Here is a 16,900-nt window from a genome sequence, read left to right on the forward strand (position 1 = left end):
ATTTATTTTTTTAAAACAAGGAGGTTTTGACTGGCTGTATCAACCTCAAAACCATGAGAAAGAAAACATTCCTTCAGCTCAAAATTAGCAAAAAGAACGATTTTTTTCAAACTTACTGGTAGCTCCAGTTCTTTTATCAATTCTAAATCCGAACCGGAAATTAACAAGGTATCGTATTTAAGATGAACCTGTTCTAAAGAATCCGGATAAGTAAGCTCCCTTTTCTTGACAATGTAGTTGGAATGAGCAATGCCTCGTTTTTCAGAATCGGGAATAAACGACTGAATTTTTCTTTTAGCCTGCTGCATTACCAGTAGAAAATCCAACTGACCGTAATCATTTGCCAAATGCAGGATTTTCGCATCGTCCGCAAGCAGTTTATTCAGTTGGTGATATTCCTTTTTTTGGAGTTCAAAATCGGTTTTAACTGCTTTGATTATTTCATCCTCTTTATACAAAAAACTCAGAAACAATTTATTTCGGAAGTAATTTTCATCTTCAAATTCGTTGCGTAAAGCGGCAAATTCTTCCCGATAATGCTTATTAATTTTTTTGGTTCGCTCCGAATAATCGGTGCCAAAATCTGCATCCTGCGAGGCGATTCTTTTCCCGATGACCACTGTGATGTTTTCATCGTAAATAATATGGTCGCCTTTTGGGATGGTTTCCGAATTTCCGTGAATGTACACCGGAACAACATCCAGATTAAATTCCTGCGCTAGAAAAAAAGCGCCTTTATGAAAACGTTTCACCACATTGTCTTGTGAGCGGGTTCCTTCGGGAAAAATCATTAAGGAATATCCTTGTTTTACTTTCTCGCGCAAATGTTCCACGCCGCCTTCGATTCCCCGAGAAACCGGATAATACCCCATGAGCTGAACGGCTTTCCCGAAAATTGGGGACTTGTAAACCCAATCGTTAACCAGATACACTACTTTATGGGTTACCATACCAATGACCAATGTATCTAAAAACGAAGTATGATTAGCAATCACAACCGCAGGCTTATCGAAGGTTTCATTGAATTTATTAACCACTTTTTTCTTTACAAACGGATTGGAATACAAAACCGAGGTAAGGAATTTAGCCATGAATTTTCTGAAAACCAGCATTTTCTTTTCCTCATTGCCCGGAAGAATCTTCACCAATAAACGTCCAATCACCGAAAGCAAAATTCCACCTAAACCATAATAAATAAAGGAAAGTGTGGAATGAAGCAGCAGACGCAAGCTTACGGGCGATTTTCCTTTCTTAACTCTGTTGAAAATACAAATGCGGAACAGTATCGGATAAAAAATAAACGTTATGATCAACGCTGCAAAAACTCCTATCAAAGAAACCGCAGAAATCGATTTTAAGGCAGGATGTTTCGCAAAAATTAACGCTCCGATAGCTAAAATCGTAGTTAGTGCCGCCAAAATTATGGAAGTGCGATAAGTTGGCATTTCGTTTTTACCGGTAGTGTATTCTTTCTGAAGTGCGCTGGTCATAAAAATACTGAAATCCACCCCATGCCCGAAAATCAAGGTACAAACAATCAAACTGAAAATATTCAACTGGATATTGAACAGATGCATGATTCCTGCTGTAACGATTCCTGTAATCACAATGGGAATGGTACTGATCAGTACCAATTCAACTCTTCTAAAGAACACAAACAAAATCAGGATAACGGCAATAAACGAGTAGTTAATCAGGTTGTTAAAATCATCTCGGAGTTTTCCTAAAAAAGTCTCGTTCATTTGCTGACGATCGATGGCTATCACGTCTTTTTCCATTTCAATCTTCGTAACAAAAGCATCCCGTTGTGCATTGGAGACCTTAACCACCGATGAAATTGCAAAAAAGCCGTTCTTTTCAGTTACAAACTCATTCAAAAATAACGCTTTCATTTTTGCATATTCACTGAAGGAAATCGGCTCAAAATGTTTATCAAGCAAATCGTAAAAAGCGGCATGGGTTTGTGGCTTGAATCCTATTGCATTTCCTGATGCGATCAAATTCGATTTCAGTGCTGCTTTCTTTTCTGTAGTCCAGAACGAATTCCACTGGTCAATTTTCTTTTGCTGTGCTTCTTTTGAAAGGACAATTCCGCCAATGGAACTAAAATCGAGGATTTCTTCCTTGTTTTTCCTTTCCGAGAGCGAATGAAAAAGTGCATTATTATGTTGCAGAGCCTCTTCCATGGAAGTTCCGTAAGAAGCCAGATAAATCGATTTTGAGGTTAAATTGGAGGCATTTTCAAGTTTTGCCTCTGCCTGTTTGATTTCGCTTGGAATAAAATTCAAATCAGACAGATTGTTGTTGAATTTCACCTTATTGAAAGTAAATAAACTCACGATAATTACTATCGCACTGGAAATGATCAGGAATTTATTGTTTTCAAAAGAAAAACCGGCCGCTTTGTCCAGAAGGGTTTTGTGTTCTACCTGACCTTCTTCTTTAGGTTTGTACAAATGCGGAATAATTAACAGTGAAAAAATCGCAGAAACGATCACACTGATGGCGGCGAAAATCCCTAAATCCTTTAAGGCTTCTGAATTTACAAACAGCAAACATAAAAAAGCCACAGCGGTGGTGGTACTGCTCATAATAAGCGGCATGGTGATGTCTTTGTAAAGGGTTTCCACATCGCTGTTATGACGGTAATGGGTCATGATGTGCAGCGAATAATCAATGGTAACTCCTAACAAAACGGCCCCTACACTTAAAGAAATTGCCGAAATAGTTCCTTTGAGAAAAACCAAACTGGCAATGGCCACTGCAATTCCGAAGAGCGTTGGAATAAAAATAATTACCGGAATCAGTACTTTTCTATAGAACAGGATTAAGATCAGCATTAAGGTTCCGAGGGAAATCAGAATTGTCGTAATGATGTCGCTTTTGATTTGCTTGGCATTGGCTACGGCAATAAGTGATGAACCAAAATAATCAATTTGGGTTTTTCCTTTAAACTGAGTGTTTAAATGTGCTTTTATCTGGTTGAGTTGTTCCACAAAAAGCGTGTTTTTTTCGGTCTCGCTTCCGCCCAATTTCGGATTGATGAACAACAATAATTTGGATTCGTCTTTGGTGACCACATAGCCGTTTTTAAGCTGGAAATCATCGCCAACGCTAAGTTGCTGCAGTTTTTTTAAGGATATAAACGAAATGCCCAGCGGATCGTTCAGAATAAAATCTTTGGCCACAATGCCTGTGGGAGAAATTAAGGTGCGGTAATTTTTATCAACTTGTGTTGCAATACTGTCTTTGCCGAGTTTCTGCTCAATCAGTTTATAGTCTGACGGTTCCAGAAAAACAGGCAGGTTATTATAGACAAAATCAAAAGTTTCCTGAATATTCTCTTCGTCAACCTTTCCTTGAATGTCTTTGATGTAAGTGCTGCATGTAGCGATACTGTCTAAAAACACATCGGCGGTTTCGGATAAATCGTCTAAAGAACCTCCTTTGTCTTTTTCAATAATGACGGTGATTTTATCTGAAAACTTGAGTTGTTGCAAAACTTTTGCCGTAACATCAGCCTTATCGTTTTTAGGAATGATGCGGGTAATGTCTTCCTCAAATTTGATTTTAGAAGCCAAAAAACCAAAAACAACCAGCACCAGCAAGGCAGTACCGACAGACAGCGCCTTGTTTCTCTGAACAAAATAATGAATTCCTATAAAATAACGATGCATTTAAGGTCTTGATTTTCTCGAGAGCGAAAGTACTAAATAACTTCCAACCCCGAAAATGATTGCCATGGCTGTTGCCAACACAAAACTCCCGATAAGATACTGAACAAAGTGCATTTTGATATGACTGAACGTAATTGGACTTCCCAAGGTGAAACGGGCACGATCTTCCACAAATAACGCACCGGTTTTCAGGGAACAAAAAATGATGATCGGAATCATTGGTGGAATGCTGATGTTGGAAAAAGTAAAGGCCAACAGTTTATTCCAGCGCAATAAAACCGCCAGTGAAATCACAACGGCTGTTTGGAATCCCCAAAAAGGAGCGATCCCGCAAAAAATCCCCAAGCCAATGGAAAGCGCTTTCTTTAAATTGGAATCGGAACTGGCTAAAATGTCTTCACGAAAAAACGCTTTAAGACTTTTTTTTTTAAAACTTCGGAAAAAATTTCTCGGTTTAATATAGGCAAACAGCAAAAAAACCAATACGGTATTTAGAATGCTGATGCGGGTAAAATCCTTGAACGGACGAAAATGCGTTACGCGCTCGTTTGGATCGTATAAGATTTTTATGGGAACATTTTTCACCGGAACACCGTTCCAGGCCGTACGCACGATTACTTCAATCTCAAATTCAAATTTTTTGGTAAAAAAACGTTTGGGCAAACTGTGCAGCGGATACAAACGATAACCCGATTGTGTGTCGTCCAGAGTAATTCCGGTTTCAAACCAAAACCAGAAGTTGGAGAATTTGTTTCCGAAACTGCTTTTTTTAGGAACGCCGTCCTGATTCATGTTTCGGCTTCCAATGAGGATAACATCTTGGTTTTCCGCTTCTAAATGATCCAGAAAAACGGGAAGATCGTCTGGAAAATGCTGCCCGTCGGAATCAATGGTAATGGCATGATCGTAACCCAGTTCCAAAGCTTTTTTAAAACCTTTTCTTAGTGCGTTCCCTTTTCCTTGATTTACTGGAAGATGCAAAACCGTAAACTGCGAATAGGAATCGAGAATTTCTTGGGTGGTATCAGTAGAGCCATCGTTTACCACAATCAAATCTTCGGTATAAAGCAAAACCCCATCGATTACTCGGCGGAGGGTTTTATGGTTGTTATACGTCGGGATGATAACGCATACTTTTCGCTGCTGCATTCGCTCGGCTATGTTCCGATTCGCATTCATGGTTTGCGTTAATTTATTTTTTGTTTTTCAACAGCAGAAAACACCTTGGATTGATTCACATAGATTTTTATGTACTCTTTAAGGTCTTTGGATTGCTTGTTGAAATTAGCGAGAATGGACTTTTTATCCTCTTCAATATTTTCTTTGTATTTTAAGAATTTAGGCGTGTTTTCCTGAATACTTAAACGAATCAGCCTTATTTCGGTGTTATTCGGCTCACTTTTGATACAGTTTTCGATCAGAGTTACCCCGTTTACAAACAAGTCTTTTCTGGTTGTTTTGTCCGAAGTAAATTTCGATTTTAAAGCCATGGCCGCGCCTTTATACGCCAGCAGGGTTTTATTCTCTTTGTTGTACTTTGAGAAAACCGTGTAAAACTGCTCCGCATTTTGTCTTGATTTTGAGGCGGCATAGTACTGTTCCCTTACTTCGGGCAAATCCTGAAAAAAGAACAATAAAACAGTCGCTATGGATAGAAAAAACTTCAAAATCAGGCTTTTTTATAGGTATTGGTCAGTTTTAAAGCCACCGTACTTTCAAAACTCGTGGTATTTTTCACTTTAACTTCTGAGGCTAAATCTCCTGAAATTTCCAAATCCAAATTTAGGACAGGATTTACATCGGGATTGATCAGCGCCATAAATTTCACATTTGAGGATTGCGTCATAATCAAAGAACTTCCCAAAATTTCCTGAGTAAGTTCTTTGATTATCTGCATCATGCAAACCCCTGGAGTTACCGGATTTCCGGGAAAATGACCCTTAAAAATAGCGTGCTGTTTGTTGAGCACCACAGTGGCCTTAAATTTTCCTTCATCGGTTTTTTCTAATTGTTCAACCTGATAAAAATCCTTTAGTAACATAGGTTTGCTTTAATGATTATTTTACATCAAAAGTATAGGTTATTCCTGTTTGGATAACAACGTTCGTGTGATTGCTGTCTGAAAAATCAAGTACCGGAACAATTCCTTTTTTAATTCTTGCCTCAATTCCGAAATTCTTCGTGAAATTGTAGCCAGCTCCTAAAAAGAACGCTAAATCCACTTCACTGTCCGGATCGAAGTTATCTTCAACTACAAAATCGATTGTCGGTCCTACGTGGAAGTTAAATTTATCAAAAGTAAATTTATTTGCAATTCCTAACGACAGATAAGAAACGTCTAATTTTTGCGTTCTGGCCTGATTATTTACAACATAATCATAGCTCGCTCCTTGTCTTGAATAATTGATTTCAGGTTGAAGCGTATAAAATCTAGACAATTTCAGCGCTCCGTAAAGCCCAATGTAAAAATCAGTTTTGGTATCGAAATTACGTCTGCTTTGATTGCTATAATTACCATAAGGGTCATACGAATTGTAGTTGTCCCCTTTTGTAAAATGGGAAAAGTTTAAACCTGCCTTAACTCCTGGTCTAAAAGTTACCTGAGCATTAATTTGTGTCAGCCCAAAAAAGCAAAAAAGTGCTACGATGATTGATTTTTTCATTTTTAAATATTTAATTACTGATTTGATTTAATTCGATGGTAAGTGGAATTGTTTTATGATTGATTTTTATACTCTGGGCAAAAATACTGTTTTTTGAATCAAATTCGAATATAATCTTTTCCTTACTTTTCGTAGTATGCACTAACTTAACCAGTTGCTGTTGTTTTTTAGAAATAAAGAAGTAATTGAAGCGTTTACCGGAGACCGATTTATAAATGTCGGAATCTTCATTTTCCAGAAGTTGTACTACCGGATGATTCACTTTCAAGAGCAAACGAAAATCGTCACGAAGGGTATTCACAATCATTTTTCGATTCAGGTCCTCCAAAATATAATTGACTTTAAATGTTGTTTCCGAGAGTTCAAAATCGATCAGTTTATTACCAAAATCTGTAGTAAAAACCACACGGTGCAAGGAGTCATTGATCCTTTTGGCAATAAAAAGCCCTCCCATTTTTCTTCCGTAAACTTCGATGTGTGCTTTGTAGACATAATCGGTTTCCGGATTTGAAAAATAAGGATTTTTGATTTCCGAAACCTCCAATTTCTTAGCCGTAGCATTAGGAATCGTATAGGATTTACAGGAAAAAAAGAAAACCGAAAGCAGGCTAATTATTAAAAACCGAATCATCCACTTTCGCATTTATTTGTTTGTTTTTGAAGACAATACGGGTATAATCTCCGGAAGGCTCAATCAATTTTACCTGAGAAACCGTTGGATCATTCATCGGAAAATACAAATCCACCTGTTTGATGTATTTTTTTACTGTGGCCGTTTTTGGAGCCAGTTTCGCAATGTAAACATCTTTAGTTTTAAAATAAGTGATGGCAAATTCGTTATCATCGAACATGTTTCCACTTACGCTTCCCACAATCAGTTTGTTGATTTTCTCAAACATCTTGCTTTTAGCATCTACCGTACTTTTGTTGCCCTGATCGTTGATGTATATTTTATTGTTCTTAAAAACGATGCTGTACTGATACGGTTTGGTATACTGCCAATTCAGAAGATTCGGTGCTTTAAAAGCCATTTTCCCAGAAGTTTCAATATCCTTGGAAAGAAAATCCATGTGCTTGTACTGTACAAAATCAGTTTTAAGGGATTTAATGTTTTTCGTTTCTTTCTCAACCGAGCTTTTGAACTCGTTTATTTCTGCGGAAGTCAGTTTCTGCTCTTGGGCAAAAAGGCTCAATTGCAACAAAAAAAGAAGTCCGAAAAGTAGTTTATTCTTCATATGCCGGAAGATTTAATAATTCATTAGCGGTAATCAACTCGTACTTTTCCGACTGCAAAAGTAGCAATAACCGTTCCAATACCGCTACTGTTTTTAAAGAAGTGTCGTGTAAAAGCACAATTCCTCCCGGACAAATTCCTTTTCTGATTCGTTCAAAAATCTGATCCTCGCTCTCAATTACGGTATCCAACGAGCGGATGTTCCAACCAATAACGTTGTGCTTTGCAACTTTAATCGCCTTAGCCACGTTAGGATTAGTCACTCCAAAAGGGGGACGGAATAGCTTGATTTTTTTACCAGTGAATTGCGAAAGTAACGTATCGGTATTATCAATTTCTTCTTTTACTTTTTTGGCAGAAAAAAAACCAAACGATTTCGAATGCGAATAGGTATGATTCCCTACTGAATGCCCTTCGTTAATAATGCGTTGTAAAATTTCAGGATGTTTCTCAATTTGAGTTCCGATACAGAAAAAAGTGGCTTTCGCATTGTATTTCAGAAGTAAATCCAAGACTTGTTCGGTCATTTCGTGTGGGCCGTCGTCAAAAGTAAGGGCGATTTTTTTTTGTTGCTCTAAAGGATTTCCACAGTAGGTTTTCACAAAATACCCTAAACGAATATCAAACGAACCCCAGGAAGTAATTCCAATAAAAAAGAAAAAAAGCAATAGATAAGCCCACCACTGAGCGTTTAGAACAAACAATAAAATCAGTAGCAGTACACACCAAACGATTATGTTTCGGTGTTTTAGCATTGTTCAAGTAAAATTAAACTATGGTCTTTTCCTTGGTATTGGTTGTAGAGTAAAACATTCTTAAAGGTTGATTGCTCAACAGTATTCATTTTCACCACTTCGGGAATGTGTTGGTTTTTTAAGATCTGAGCCGCAGTCCATAACCCAAAACCGGAAGCCGTATTGTATTCCCCGCTCAAATGTTTGTAGTACACTTGCGGAATCGTTTTAAACAAATCTTCTAAAACAGTATAATATCCATCAAACTCAACATCTCCATTCACTCCTAAAACCACCGTATCAATATCGGAAAGCGTTAGATTATTTGCGGTTAAAAAAGTTGAAACGAATTGCTCCAACTGATCTTGTTTTAGCGAATTATAGATCGAAACATCTTTAACCAAAGCATACGACGAATCTTTTTTAGTGTTTTCAAGGGCAAAAAAGCTCGCTCCTTCGCTAAAAACCACTCCTTTCGAATTCGAATTCAATACTTTATACGGTTTATCCGCTTCGTTTTTAATAATGTTTTTTAATTTAAATAAATCTAGGGTATGCTGCGCCGTTTCATCGATTCCTCCCACTAAAACCGAATGCGCTTCTTCTGCATCCAACTGCATTTTAGCATCGATTAAAGCCGATTCCAGAGAAACCGCTCCATTTACATACGTAAAATTATAGCTCTTGCATTGTAAGCCTAACGCAATTTGCGCGCCTACGGTATTGTGCGTTGACTGAATAAAAGAGGTAGGTGTTAGAAACTCCTCTTTATTGTCTAAAATCGCTTTTAAAAATTTTTCTGAATCTTCCACACAGCCCATTCCCGTTCCAGTGATGATGGCCTCCGGATTATTCATTCCGGCTTGGTTCATGGCTTGGGTCGAAGCGAAAATTCCCATCTTCACTCCTTTAGCCATACGACGAATCATTGCCGGTGGAATTAATTCTTTATACGAAGGTTGCTGCGCGAAAAGAACCGATTCTGTTTCGTTCACAAGAGCAGTGTTCCAAAAATCTTCATTTGAATGTTCTTGTGCGGAAACCATTCCCATTCCGTTGATAAAACAATTTTTCATTAGTTTTTGGAAAAAATTAGGGTGGAACAATTACCGCCGAAGCCAAACGAATTGGACAATACGTGCTGTATTTCTTTCTTTTTTAAAGTAGTTTGCGGAATCAAATCGAACTCTTCCATCGGCGTTTCAAAATTCAGGTTCGGGAAAACTATATTGTTTTGCAAAGCCAAGACACTGTAAACCGCTTCAATAGCCGCTGCAGCCGCTAAAGTATGTCCTGTAAAGGCTTTAGTCGAACTGAATTCAGGAGTTTCGGTTCCAAAAACGCGAAGCAGCGCACGTCCTTCCGAAAGATCGTTGTTTGGAGTAGCCGTTCCGTGTGCGTTGATGTAATCGATGTCTTTCGGCTCTAAATTAGCAATCTTAAGTGCTTTTTCCATCGCCAGAAAAGCGCCGTCTCCATTTTCGGAAGAGGCAGTTTGATGAAACGCATCGTTTGCATTTGCAAAACCGGAAACATAAGCCAAAACTTTTTTACCGGATTGTTGCACGATTTCATCGGATTCCAACACCAAAAAAGCTGCTGCTTCCCCAAGGTTTAATCCTTTACGGTTGTTATCGAACGGTGTGTTATAGGTATCTGATAAAATCATAAGCGTTTTAAACCCGTTGATGGTAAATTTGGCCAAAGCATCTGTCCCTCCAACAATTACGCGATCCAATTTTCCTTGCTGAATCATTCTTGCGCCCATCATTACCGCATTGGCAGCAGAAGAACAGGCTGTGCTAATGGTAGACACAAACCCTTCCAAACCAATATATTCGGCAATTTTATGAGACGAATCTCCGGCATCGTGTGCCGTTATGTATTTTTGACAGGCTTCGTCTTGAAAATAATCGTAAAAATAACGCTCGGTCATGTCCATCCCTCCTACACTGGTAGAAGAAATCAAACCGGTTTTGCAATCGTTCAGATTTTGAATTCCTGCATTTTCCACGGCTTGTTTTGCAGCATAAGCGCCCAACATCGCAGTACGCGAAAAATTATTCTCGGCATTAAGCCCTAAAAGCTGCTCCAGTTCGGAATTGGTTAATTTAATCTCGCCCACTTTAATCACATCTTTATGAACGGTTTCAAGATTTTCTATGGTAGAAATCCCTTTACGACCCGCAAGTAAGGCATCAAAATTTTCTTCAACAGTTTTTCCTATTGAAGAAATAATTCCCATTCCGGTTATTGCAACTTTCTTGTTCATGAATTATTTGGTACGGTTAGCTGTAATGTAAGCGGCCATAGTTTCGATCGACTGGAAAATAGTTTTCCCTTCTTTCGGGTCGGTCAATTTGATTCCGTAGTCTTTGTCTAACAATACAATAAGTTCTAAAGCATCGATAGAATCCAGTCCTAAACCGTCTCCGAAAAGTGCATCGTTATCGTTGATATCTGCTATATTGATGTCTTCTAAATTTAAAACTTCAATGATTTTTGATTTTAATTCCTGTTTTAAAGCGTCCATGTTAATTTCTATATAAGGTATTTATATTCTGTTCGTTATGTTCCAATTTTCCCTGCGGCTCCACAAGATAAACAAAAACCTTGTAGCTTTCCTGAAAATACTCCACCCAGCCGCACAGCACTTTTTTTGCCTTGTTGTTTTGGATGAGCGCCTCGGAATACTTCTGCATAAACTCGCTCGGAAAATCGTCAAAAACAAAAAAGGCGTTTTCTGATTTTAATTGGTGCCGAATACTCACTTCCCCGATACAAATATTAGGCAAGGTGTACACAAATACCGCCGGGCTTGGAAAATACTCGTTTTTATTTGCTATCGATTCCTGGTATTTTACGTCGGTATCCAAACTCGAGGAACGATTAGCAAAAACCAGTGCAATATCCTGTTCTTCTTCCGATTTTACAACTTCTTTTAAGATAATTTCCGAAGCCAGAAACGCCAACTTACTCAAACTGTCCATTTTAAAAAACTTAGGGTAGTCCATCGAAAAGCTCTTGTAAACCGTTTTCGCAAATTCAGAAAAAGAAGCACATTGCGGGATGGGAACCTGAGTTCCGTTAACCAAAATATTATTGTTCTCTATTATGCAATAGCTTGATATGTAATTTACCTTCTTCAATTAGTTTATCTTTTCAAATACAACCGCCGTGTTACATCCTCCAAATCCGGAAGCGGTTTTCAAAAAATGTGAAATCTCAGTTTCTGAATTTTCTGAAATTATGTTGATCGGCTGGGTTACTCCACTCTCTTGATAGCCTTTTGACACAATCAATTGATTACGTTTGGAACTTTCCATGGCCAAAACGGTTTCCAGCAAACCGGAAGTTCCCAAAGTATGTCCGTAATAACCTTTTAAACTGTTTACCGGAACCTCTTGCAAACCTAATCGGTTAAAAGCAATAGCCTCCATTTCATCATTATATAAAGTGGCCGTCCCGTGTGCGGAAATATAGCCTAACTTTTCTTTTTCAATTTTTGCTTCCTTCAAAGCACTTTCAATGCTTCGAAACAATCCTTCTCCTGTTCGGGAAGGTCCTGAAATATGATTGGCATCGTTTACGGCTCCATCGCCCAATACTCGAAAACTGTTTTTAGTAAGTTCGGTTACTTCTGAAGTAACATAAACCGCCGCAGCCGCTTCGCCTAAAGTAACTCCGTTTCGTTCTTTGTCATAGGGTTTACACGGAGCTTCACTCATCGCCTGAAACGAATTAAAACCCGAAAGCACAAATTCGGAAACCGTATCGCCTGCTGCAATAAAAGCGTTATCGTACATTCCGGTTTGGATCATTCTTTTGGCAACGGCAACCGCTAAAATTCCGGAAACACAGGCATTGGAAACCACTATAGGTTCTGTTGTAAATCCAAAATAACGGCTTATTTTTTTTGCTAAAACCGATAATTGTGCCGATTGCTGCGCTATCTTTTCATCTTCCAAAAGGGAAATATTTCCTTTGGTAGTGGAAAAAATAAATACCGATCGTTCTGTAACCTTGTTCTTTTCCACTAAAGGTTTGATAGCCAGAATAAGCATTTTTTCCAGTTTGGTGAACCTATTTTGAGTCTCGATTTTTTCGAAAGCTTTATTCAATTCATCGTCCGAAATAACCGAAGCATAAAACGATTCCAACAACCCAACATTATGGTGCTTTTGAATTCCGGATTGCCCTTTTTGTAAAGCATCCCAATTAGAATTCACATCAAACCCCAAAGGGGTGATGCAATTACTGTCGGTTATGTAAACAGGTTTATTCATTATTTTAGAAGTCCCATTTTACGTTTCCATTCTTCGAAAAAAGGCGGTAAATTTAAAGACAAGTCCCCTTTATCATCTACAAAAACCTGAACGGTTTCTCCGGTGCAAACTACTTTTTCATTGGCATCAAAAATCTTATAGCGGAAAATCATTTTAGCGGCAGGAGTATCAACAATGGTGGTTTCAATTCGCGCCACATCGCCATAACGAAGCGAGAGTTTGTGCTCACATTCCGATTTAACAATAGGCGTTGTATATCCGCTTTGCTGCACATCCAGATAGGAAATCCCATACTTGCGGCCAAATGCTTCTCTTCCGTCTTCAAAATAAGTAATGTAATAGCCGTGCCACACGATTCCTAAAGGATCGGTTTCGTTAAAACGCACGCGAATATCATGCGATACGGTTAACTCAGGCACTTCTTTATACAGCTCTCTTCTTTTTATCATAGCTGATGGCAATTACGGTCGTTAGTAAAAAGAACAAAAGTAGTAAAATTATTTCCGGAAGGATTTCTAGCAGGCCTCCGTTGCGGAGCAAAACATCGTAAAAAGCGTTCAAGCCCCAATTCATAGGTGAAATATGTGACGCATACTGCATAATTTTAGGCATGGCAAAAACCGGAACCCAAACTCCGCCAATTGCCGCCAAAATCACCACCGAAGTAGCTCCAAAAGGCGCAGACTGTTCTTGAGTTTTAGCCACCGTTCCCAATAAAATCCCAAAACCAATTGCAGCTAAACCTGAAAACAATGCTACCACACTCATTAATAACAACTTATCACTTACATCTAAAGTCGGCAAACCTAAATACGGGAACAAATACACTCCTACGGCAACCATCAGCCAAAACTGAATCATACAAATAATCAGATAGGTTGCAGTTTTTCCGAGGATTACTATTGCATAAGGAACCGGATTGGTGATCAAACGCACCAAAGTCCCTTGACTTTTCTCTTTTACGATATTAATGGAAAGTGGCACCACTACAAAGAAAATCGCAAACAGTGTCCAGGCCGGAACATTGTGTTGCACCGAATTCGGAATGATTTCCTTATTATCTACTTTCGGAACGATTTCTTTGAAAGAAATAAAAGTCTTTTGTTCAAAAACCGGCTCGTCACTTTCTCCTAACTGATCCTGAAACGTAGCATAAATCGATTTGGTTTCAATTTGCGAAATCATTTTATCGATGGCACTTTTCACTCCGTTTTTAAAACTTAATTGCGTTGCAGGATCGAAATACAAACGCACTTCTTTCGGTTGCAGCTTTGCATTTACTTTGGCCGCTGCTGTACTGTCCTGCATTCCGAAAGTACTCAATATCTTTTCAACATTCTGATTCACTTTTAATTGTAAATCTGTGCTTAATTTTTCCGGAATTACGATTGCTAATTGGTATTTTCCTTTGAAAACTTGCTCTTTTGCCTGATCTTCCGTTATATTTTTTTGATTGATTTGAGTAATTATTTCAAACGAACCGCTTTCATTCAAGTTCTGCTTTACGGTTTTCGAAATTTCCCCATTGTCTTTATCCACCAACAAAATCGGAATTTTAGTTTCCGTTACCGATTTGAAGGTGCTGTCCTGAATTAAAGTGATGGTAATAATCAGCACCAAAGGCATCACAAACAAGATCACCAAACCGCCAAAATCGCGCTTAAGCAGTAAAATCTCTTTATACACCGACATCCAAAACTTATGCATCATCACGTAATTCTTTACCGGTTAGTGAAATAAAAACATCTTCGAGGTTGTGTGCTTTCGGGGTTTGCGAAATTAAATCGTCCGGGGTTCCTTTAGCGTAAATTTTCCCGCGATCAATGATGGCAATGTGCGTACAGAAGTCCTGCGCTTCCGTTAAATGATGCGAAGTATAAATTATGGTTGTTCCGCTCGCGTTCAATTCTTTCAAGTAATCAATAATCACGTTCTTGGATTGAACATCTACCCCAACGGTTGGCTCATCCAAAAACAAAACCTTCGGATTGTGCAAAATTCCTGCAATCAGGTTTACCCTGCGCTTCATTCCGCCGGAGAAGGTTTCCACTTGCTTGTCGGCAAACTTTAAAAGGCCTAAATGCTCCAAAGCCGCATCTACTTTCTGGCGCAATTCTTTTCCTTTCAATCCGTACATACTTCCAAAATAGCGAAGGTTTTCACGTGCTGTAAGGGTTGGGTATAGAGCATATTCCTGTGGCACTACTCCAATGGTATTCTTGATTTGTGTAGCGTTTTTTTCGTAAGTCAATCCGCTGATGGAAAAACTTCCCGAAGTAGGCTTTACTAAACCGCAAAGCATGGAGATTAAGGTGGTTTTTCCGGCACCGTTCGGTCCAAGCAATCCAAAGATTTCGCCTTTTTCAATAAACAGACTCAAGTTGTTTACGGAAAACTCGTCGGCATCTTTATACTTTTTATAAAGTTCGTTGATATGGATGATGGACTCGCTCATGGATTACACCGCCTTTTTTAATTTTTTGAAAAAAGCCTCTTCCAAATCGGCTAAATGAAGCAATTCATCCGCCAAGCTGTTGTAAACGTCGTTCTTATTGCTTCGGTTTTTATAAACGCGGGCAGCATTTACGGCAAAATCACGCCATAAATCCCCAATGGTGGTCATCTCTGCGGATAACGTTTTTAAATTGTCGTTTTTAAGAATAACGGCCGCTTCTTGCAAAAAAGCCGCATAAATAAAACGAAACCCTCCGCCTCCAGTACCGATTTCTTCCTGCATACGCACCATTTGCGCCAAATAATGATTGGCAACTTTCACGCCTTTTTTAGACGGCCATTTACGAATGTGCCCCGCCAAAAATCGCATTCCTTTAACCCCAACGATCGGTAAAGGAGCCAGCATACTGTTACAGGTATCTTTGATTCCTTTTTTAATAGCTGCTTCTAAATTGATGTTAGCAGGAATATGTATTGGATAATACATCTGTCCTTTGGGAGCCAGTGCTCCTTTGGCAAAACGTACTTTTTCCAATTCTTTTTCGGAAAGTGTCGTAACGGTTTCCATCACAGGATCACTGATTAGGAATGCGTTGTCTTTTTTCCCGTAAACTACCAAATTATGGGCGTTGAAATGAAAACGGTATTCGTCCGGAAAGTAAGTAAGATGATAAACTCCCACTTGTAAACCGGAAGGAATATTCATTTGAAGATTGTCTTCCAAAGCCTTTTGTGCCGCTTCCGGATTGGAAAACCGAACCCGTTTTACCTTAATCCCTAAACGTTTGGCGGCTTTATTAAAAATTGAGCCGGGCATCGGTCGGTAACTGATCGCCGGAGCATGATTCACTTTTAAAATCGGTAGGTAAAAAAAGAAAAGTCCGGAACCGATTCCAAAAACCATGGGTTCGCTAACATTGATCCCGTGGTGCTTCAATAGGTTGGAAGCCACGCCGTTTTCGCAATGCGCCGACTGATGATGAACAAAGTTAGTTTCCATGGTAATTTTTTAATTCTGCTATTGAAATTTCGAAAGCCTCGGCGTACTTCGAAAGTTGTTTTTCTGATAATTTTCTGAAGACAGAAGGTTTCGCGTGGCGTTTTACGCGCCAAGTCCACATACCAACGTAACCGGCAAGTGTAATCCAGTCCATCTTACAAACTTCCATAAAATAAACAATTGGGCTTGCTTTTCCGTTTTTAACATCGGCTTTAGCCTGCTCGATGCGTTCGTTAATGTCTTGCAGTGAATTTTCCAGCGCAATGGTTTTCGGTTCCCAACCGGTGCTCAAGGCAGTGGTATAGTTTCCGTTTTCATCGGTGGCATAGCAAAGTTCCTTCAAATTAATGGAGGAAAGGGTGCTTTTATCCTGGGGTACATCTTCTTTCTTCATTAGTTCTCCTGAATAAATAAATTAATTTCCGCCTCCAAAAGCAGTTCTGTTTCATGGAAAGTTTTACATTTCATAGTACAAATGCTGTAATTCTCCGTATCGAAACGAGAATGTAAAACAGCCTCGGTATTAATGGTTTGTCCTACTTTGGGCAAAGCCAGTATCGTTGCTTTTTTGATCCCGCTGATAAAACCAATCACCTGAACATCTTGTTTTACGTTCTGGTTTTCATCTAAAAAAAAAGTCTGTCCCACAATCGAAGAACAGGTTTGTGCCGCATTCTCAATTAATCCGGATTCAGCAAAAAAACCATTTTCAACAAAAAGATTGTCTTCCTTTATTTCAAAAACCGTTTTTACTTCGTGGTCGTTCAGTTCCAAAATCAAATCGACCATCAGCATCGGCTTACGATGTGGTAAATAATCCTGTATGGCAATTGTATTTTGAAGTGATTCCAT

General features: G+C 38.8%; 19 protein-coding genes. All 19 read right to left on the reverse strand.

The features are described 5' to 3' along the window. Positions 1-2: 2 nt before the first annotated feature. From LZZ90_RS05475 to LZZ90_RS05565, 19 genes are read right to left on the reverse strand one after another with little or no spacing between them, the layout of a single operon-like run. Positions 3-3,677: a 1-acyl-sn-glycerol-3-phosphate acyltransferase gene (locus LZZ90_RS05475; RefSeq protein WP_237789671.1), complete on the reverse strand. Its 3,675-nt coding sequence runs from the start codon at positions 3,675-3,677 to the stop codon at positions 3-5. Beyond that, complete coding sequence (locus LZZ90_RS05480) at positions 3,678-4,856, reverse strand: DUF2062 domain-containing protein (protein ID WP_237789672.1); 1,179 nt, start codon at positions 4,854-4,856, stop codon at positions 3,678-3,680. It lies immediately after the preceding gene. An 8-nt stretch (positions 4,857-4,864) separates the two neighbouring features. Next, positions 4,865-5,344 carry a hypothetical protein gene (locus tag LZZ90_RS05485; RefSeq protein ID WP_237789673.1) on the reverse strand — a complete coding sequence of 160 codons (480 nt, stop codon included), beginning with the start codon at positions 5,342-5,344 and terminating at the stop codon, positions 4,865-4,867. Between the two features lie 2 nt (positions 5,345-5,346). Beyond that, the gene (locus tag LZZ90_RS05490; RefSeq protein ID WP_237789674.1) at positions 5,347-5,718 is read right to left on the reverse strand and encodes a 3-hydroxyacyl-ACP dehydratase; all 372 of its coding nucleotides are present in this window, start codon (positions 5,716-5,718) and stop codon (positions 5,347-5,349) included. A gap of 16 nt (positions 5,719-5,734) precedes the next feature. Then, the gene (locus LZZ90_RS05495; RefSeq protein ID WP_237789675.1) at positions 5,735-6,340 is read right to left on the reverse strand and encodes an outer membrane beta-barrel protein; all 606 of its coding nucleotides are present in this window, start codon (positions 6,338-6,340) and stop codon (positions 5,735-5,737) included. Positions 6,341-6,350: 10 nt separating this feature from the next. After that, a complete protein-coding gene (locus LZZ90_RS05500) occupies positions 6,351-6,971 on the reverse strand; it encodes a hypothetical protein (RefSeq protein ID WP_237789676.1) in 621 nt (206 codons plus the stop codon). After that, positions 6,949-7,575, reverse strand: a complete 627-nt coding sequence (locus LZZ90_RS05505) for an outer membrane lipoprotein carrier protein LolA (RefSeq protein ID WP_237789677.1) — start codon at positions 7,573-7,575, stop codon at positions 6,949-6,951. Before LZZ90_RS05505 ends, LZZ90_RS05500 begins: the two co-directional genes overlap by 23 nt. Then, complete coding sequence (locus tag LZZ90_RS05510; RefSeq protein ID WP_237789678.1) at positions 7,565-8,329, reverse strand: polysaccharide deacetylase family protein; 765 nt, start codon at positions 8,327-8,329, stop codon at positions 7,565-7,567. The genes LZZ90_RS05505 and LZZ90_RS05510 overlap by 11 nt, the downstream gene beginning before the upstream one ends. Beyond that, positions 8,323-9,384 (reverse strand): beta-ketoacyl synthase N-terminal-like domain-containing protein, encoded by a 1,062-nt coding sequence (locus LZZ90_RS05515; protein ID WP_237789679.1) that lies wholly within the window; start codon positions 9,382-9,384, stop codon positions 8,323-8,325. Before LZZ90_RS05515 ends, LZZ90_RS05510 begins: the two co-directional genes overlap by 7 nt. Continuing rightward, positions 9,384-10,580, reverse strand: a complete 1,197-nt coding sequence (locus tag LZZ90_RS05520) for a beta-ketoacyl synthase (protein WP_237789680.1) — start codon at positions 10,578-10,580, stop codon at positions 9,384-9,386. Before LZZ90_RS05520 ends, LZZ90_RS05515 begins: the two co-directional genes overlap by 1 nt. 3 nt (positions 10,581-10,583) lie before the next feature. Next, positions 10,584-10,841, reverse strand: a complete 258-nt coding sequence (locus LZZ90_RS05525) for a phosphopantetheine-binding protein (RefSeq protein WP_237789681.1) — start codon at positions 10,839-10,841, stop codon at positions 10,584-10,586. 1 nt (position 10,842) lies between these two features. Beyond that, positions 10,843-11,457: a 3-oxoacyl-ACP synthase gene (locus LZZ90_RS05530; RefSeq protein WP_237789682.1), complete on the reverse strand. Its 615-nt coding sequence runs from the start codon at positions 11,455-11,457 to the stop codon at positions 10,843-10,845. Beyond that, the gene (locus LZZ90_RS05535; RefSeq protein ID WP_237789683.1) at positions 11,458-12,594 is read right to left on the reverse strand and encodes a beta-ketoacyl synthase N-terminal-like domain-containing protein; all 1,137 of its coding nucleotides are present in this window, start codon (positions 12,592-12,594) and stop codon (positions 11,458-11,460) included. It lies immediately after the preceding gene. Next, complete coding sequence (locus LZZ90_RS05540; protein WP_237789684.1) at positions 12,594-13,043, reverse strand: thioesterase family protein; 450 nt, start codon at positions 13,041-13,043, stop codon at positions 12,594-12,596. Before LZZ90_RS05540 ends, LZZ90_RS05535 begins: the two co-directional genes overlap by 1 nt. Continuing rightward, a complete protein-coding gene (locus LZZ90_RS05545) occupies positions 13,018-14,304 on the reverse strand; it encodes an ABC transporter permease (RefSeq protein ID WP_237789685.1) in 1,287 nt (428 codons plus the stop codon). The genes LZZ90_RS05540 and LZZ90_RS05545 overlap by 26 nt, the downstream gene beginning before the upstream one ends. Continuing rightward, complete coding sequence (locus LZZ90_RS05550) at positions 14,294-15,049, reverse strand: ABC transporter ATP-binding protein (RefSeq protein ID WP_237789686.1); 756 nt, start codon at positions 15,047-15,049, stop codon at positions 14,294-14,296. Before LZZ90_RS05550 ends, LZZ90_RS05545 begins: the two co-directional genes overlap by 11 nt. Before the next feature lie 3 nt (positions 15,050-15,052). Next, positions 15,053-16,048 (reverse strand): BtrH N-terminal domain-containing protein, encoded by a 996-nt coding sequence (locus tag LZZ90_RS05555; protein WP_237789687.1) that lies wholly within the window; start codon positions 16,046-16,048, stop codon positions 15,053-15,055. After that, positions 16,038-16,442 (reverse strand): hypothetical protein, encoded by a 405-nt coding sequence (locus LZZ90_RS05560; protein WP_237789688.1) that lies wholly within the window; start codon positions 16,440-16,442, stop codon positions 16,038-16,040. The genes LZZ90_RS05555 and LZZ90_RS05560 overlap by 11 nt, the downstream gene beginning before the upstream one ends. Further along, positions 16,442-16,900, reverse strand: coding sequence for an ABC transporter permease (locus LZZ90_RS05565; protein ID WP_237789689.1), 459 nt, complete (start codon positions 16,898-16,900; stop codon positions 16,442-16,444). Before LZZ90_RS05565 ends, LZZ90_RS05560 begins: the two co-directional genes overlap by 1 nt.

The sequence above is a fragment of the Flavobacterium sp. SM15 genome, assembly GCF_022012335.1.
Taxonomy (GTDB): domain Bacteria; phylum Bacteroidota; class Bacteroidia; order Flavobacteriales; family Flavobacteriaceae; genus Flavobacterium.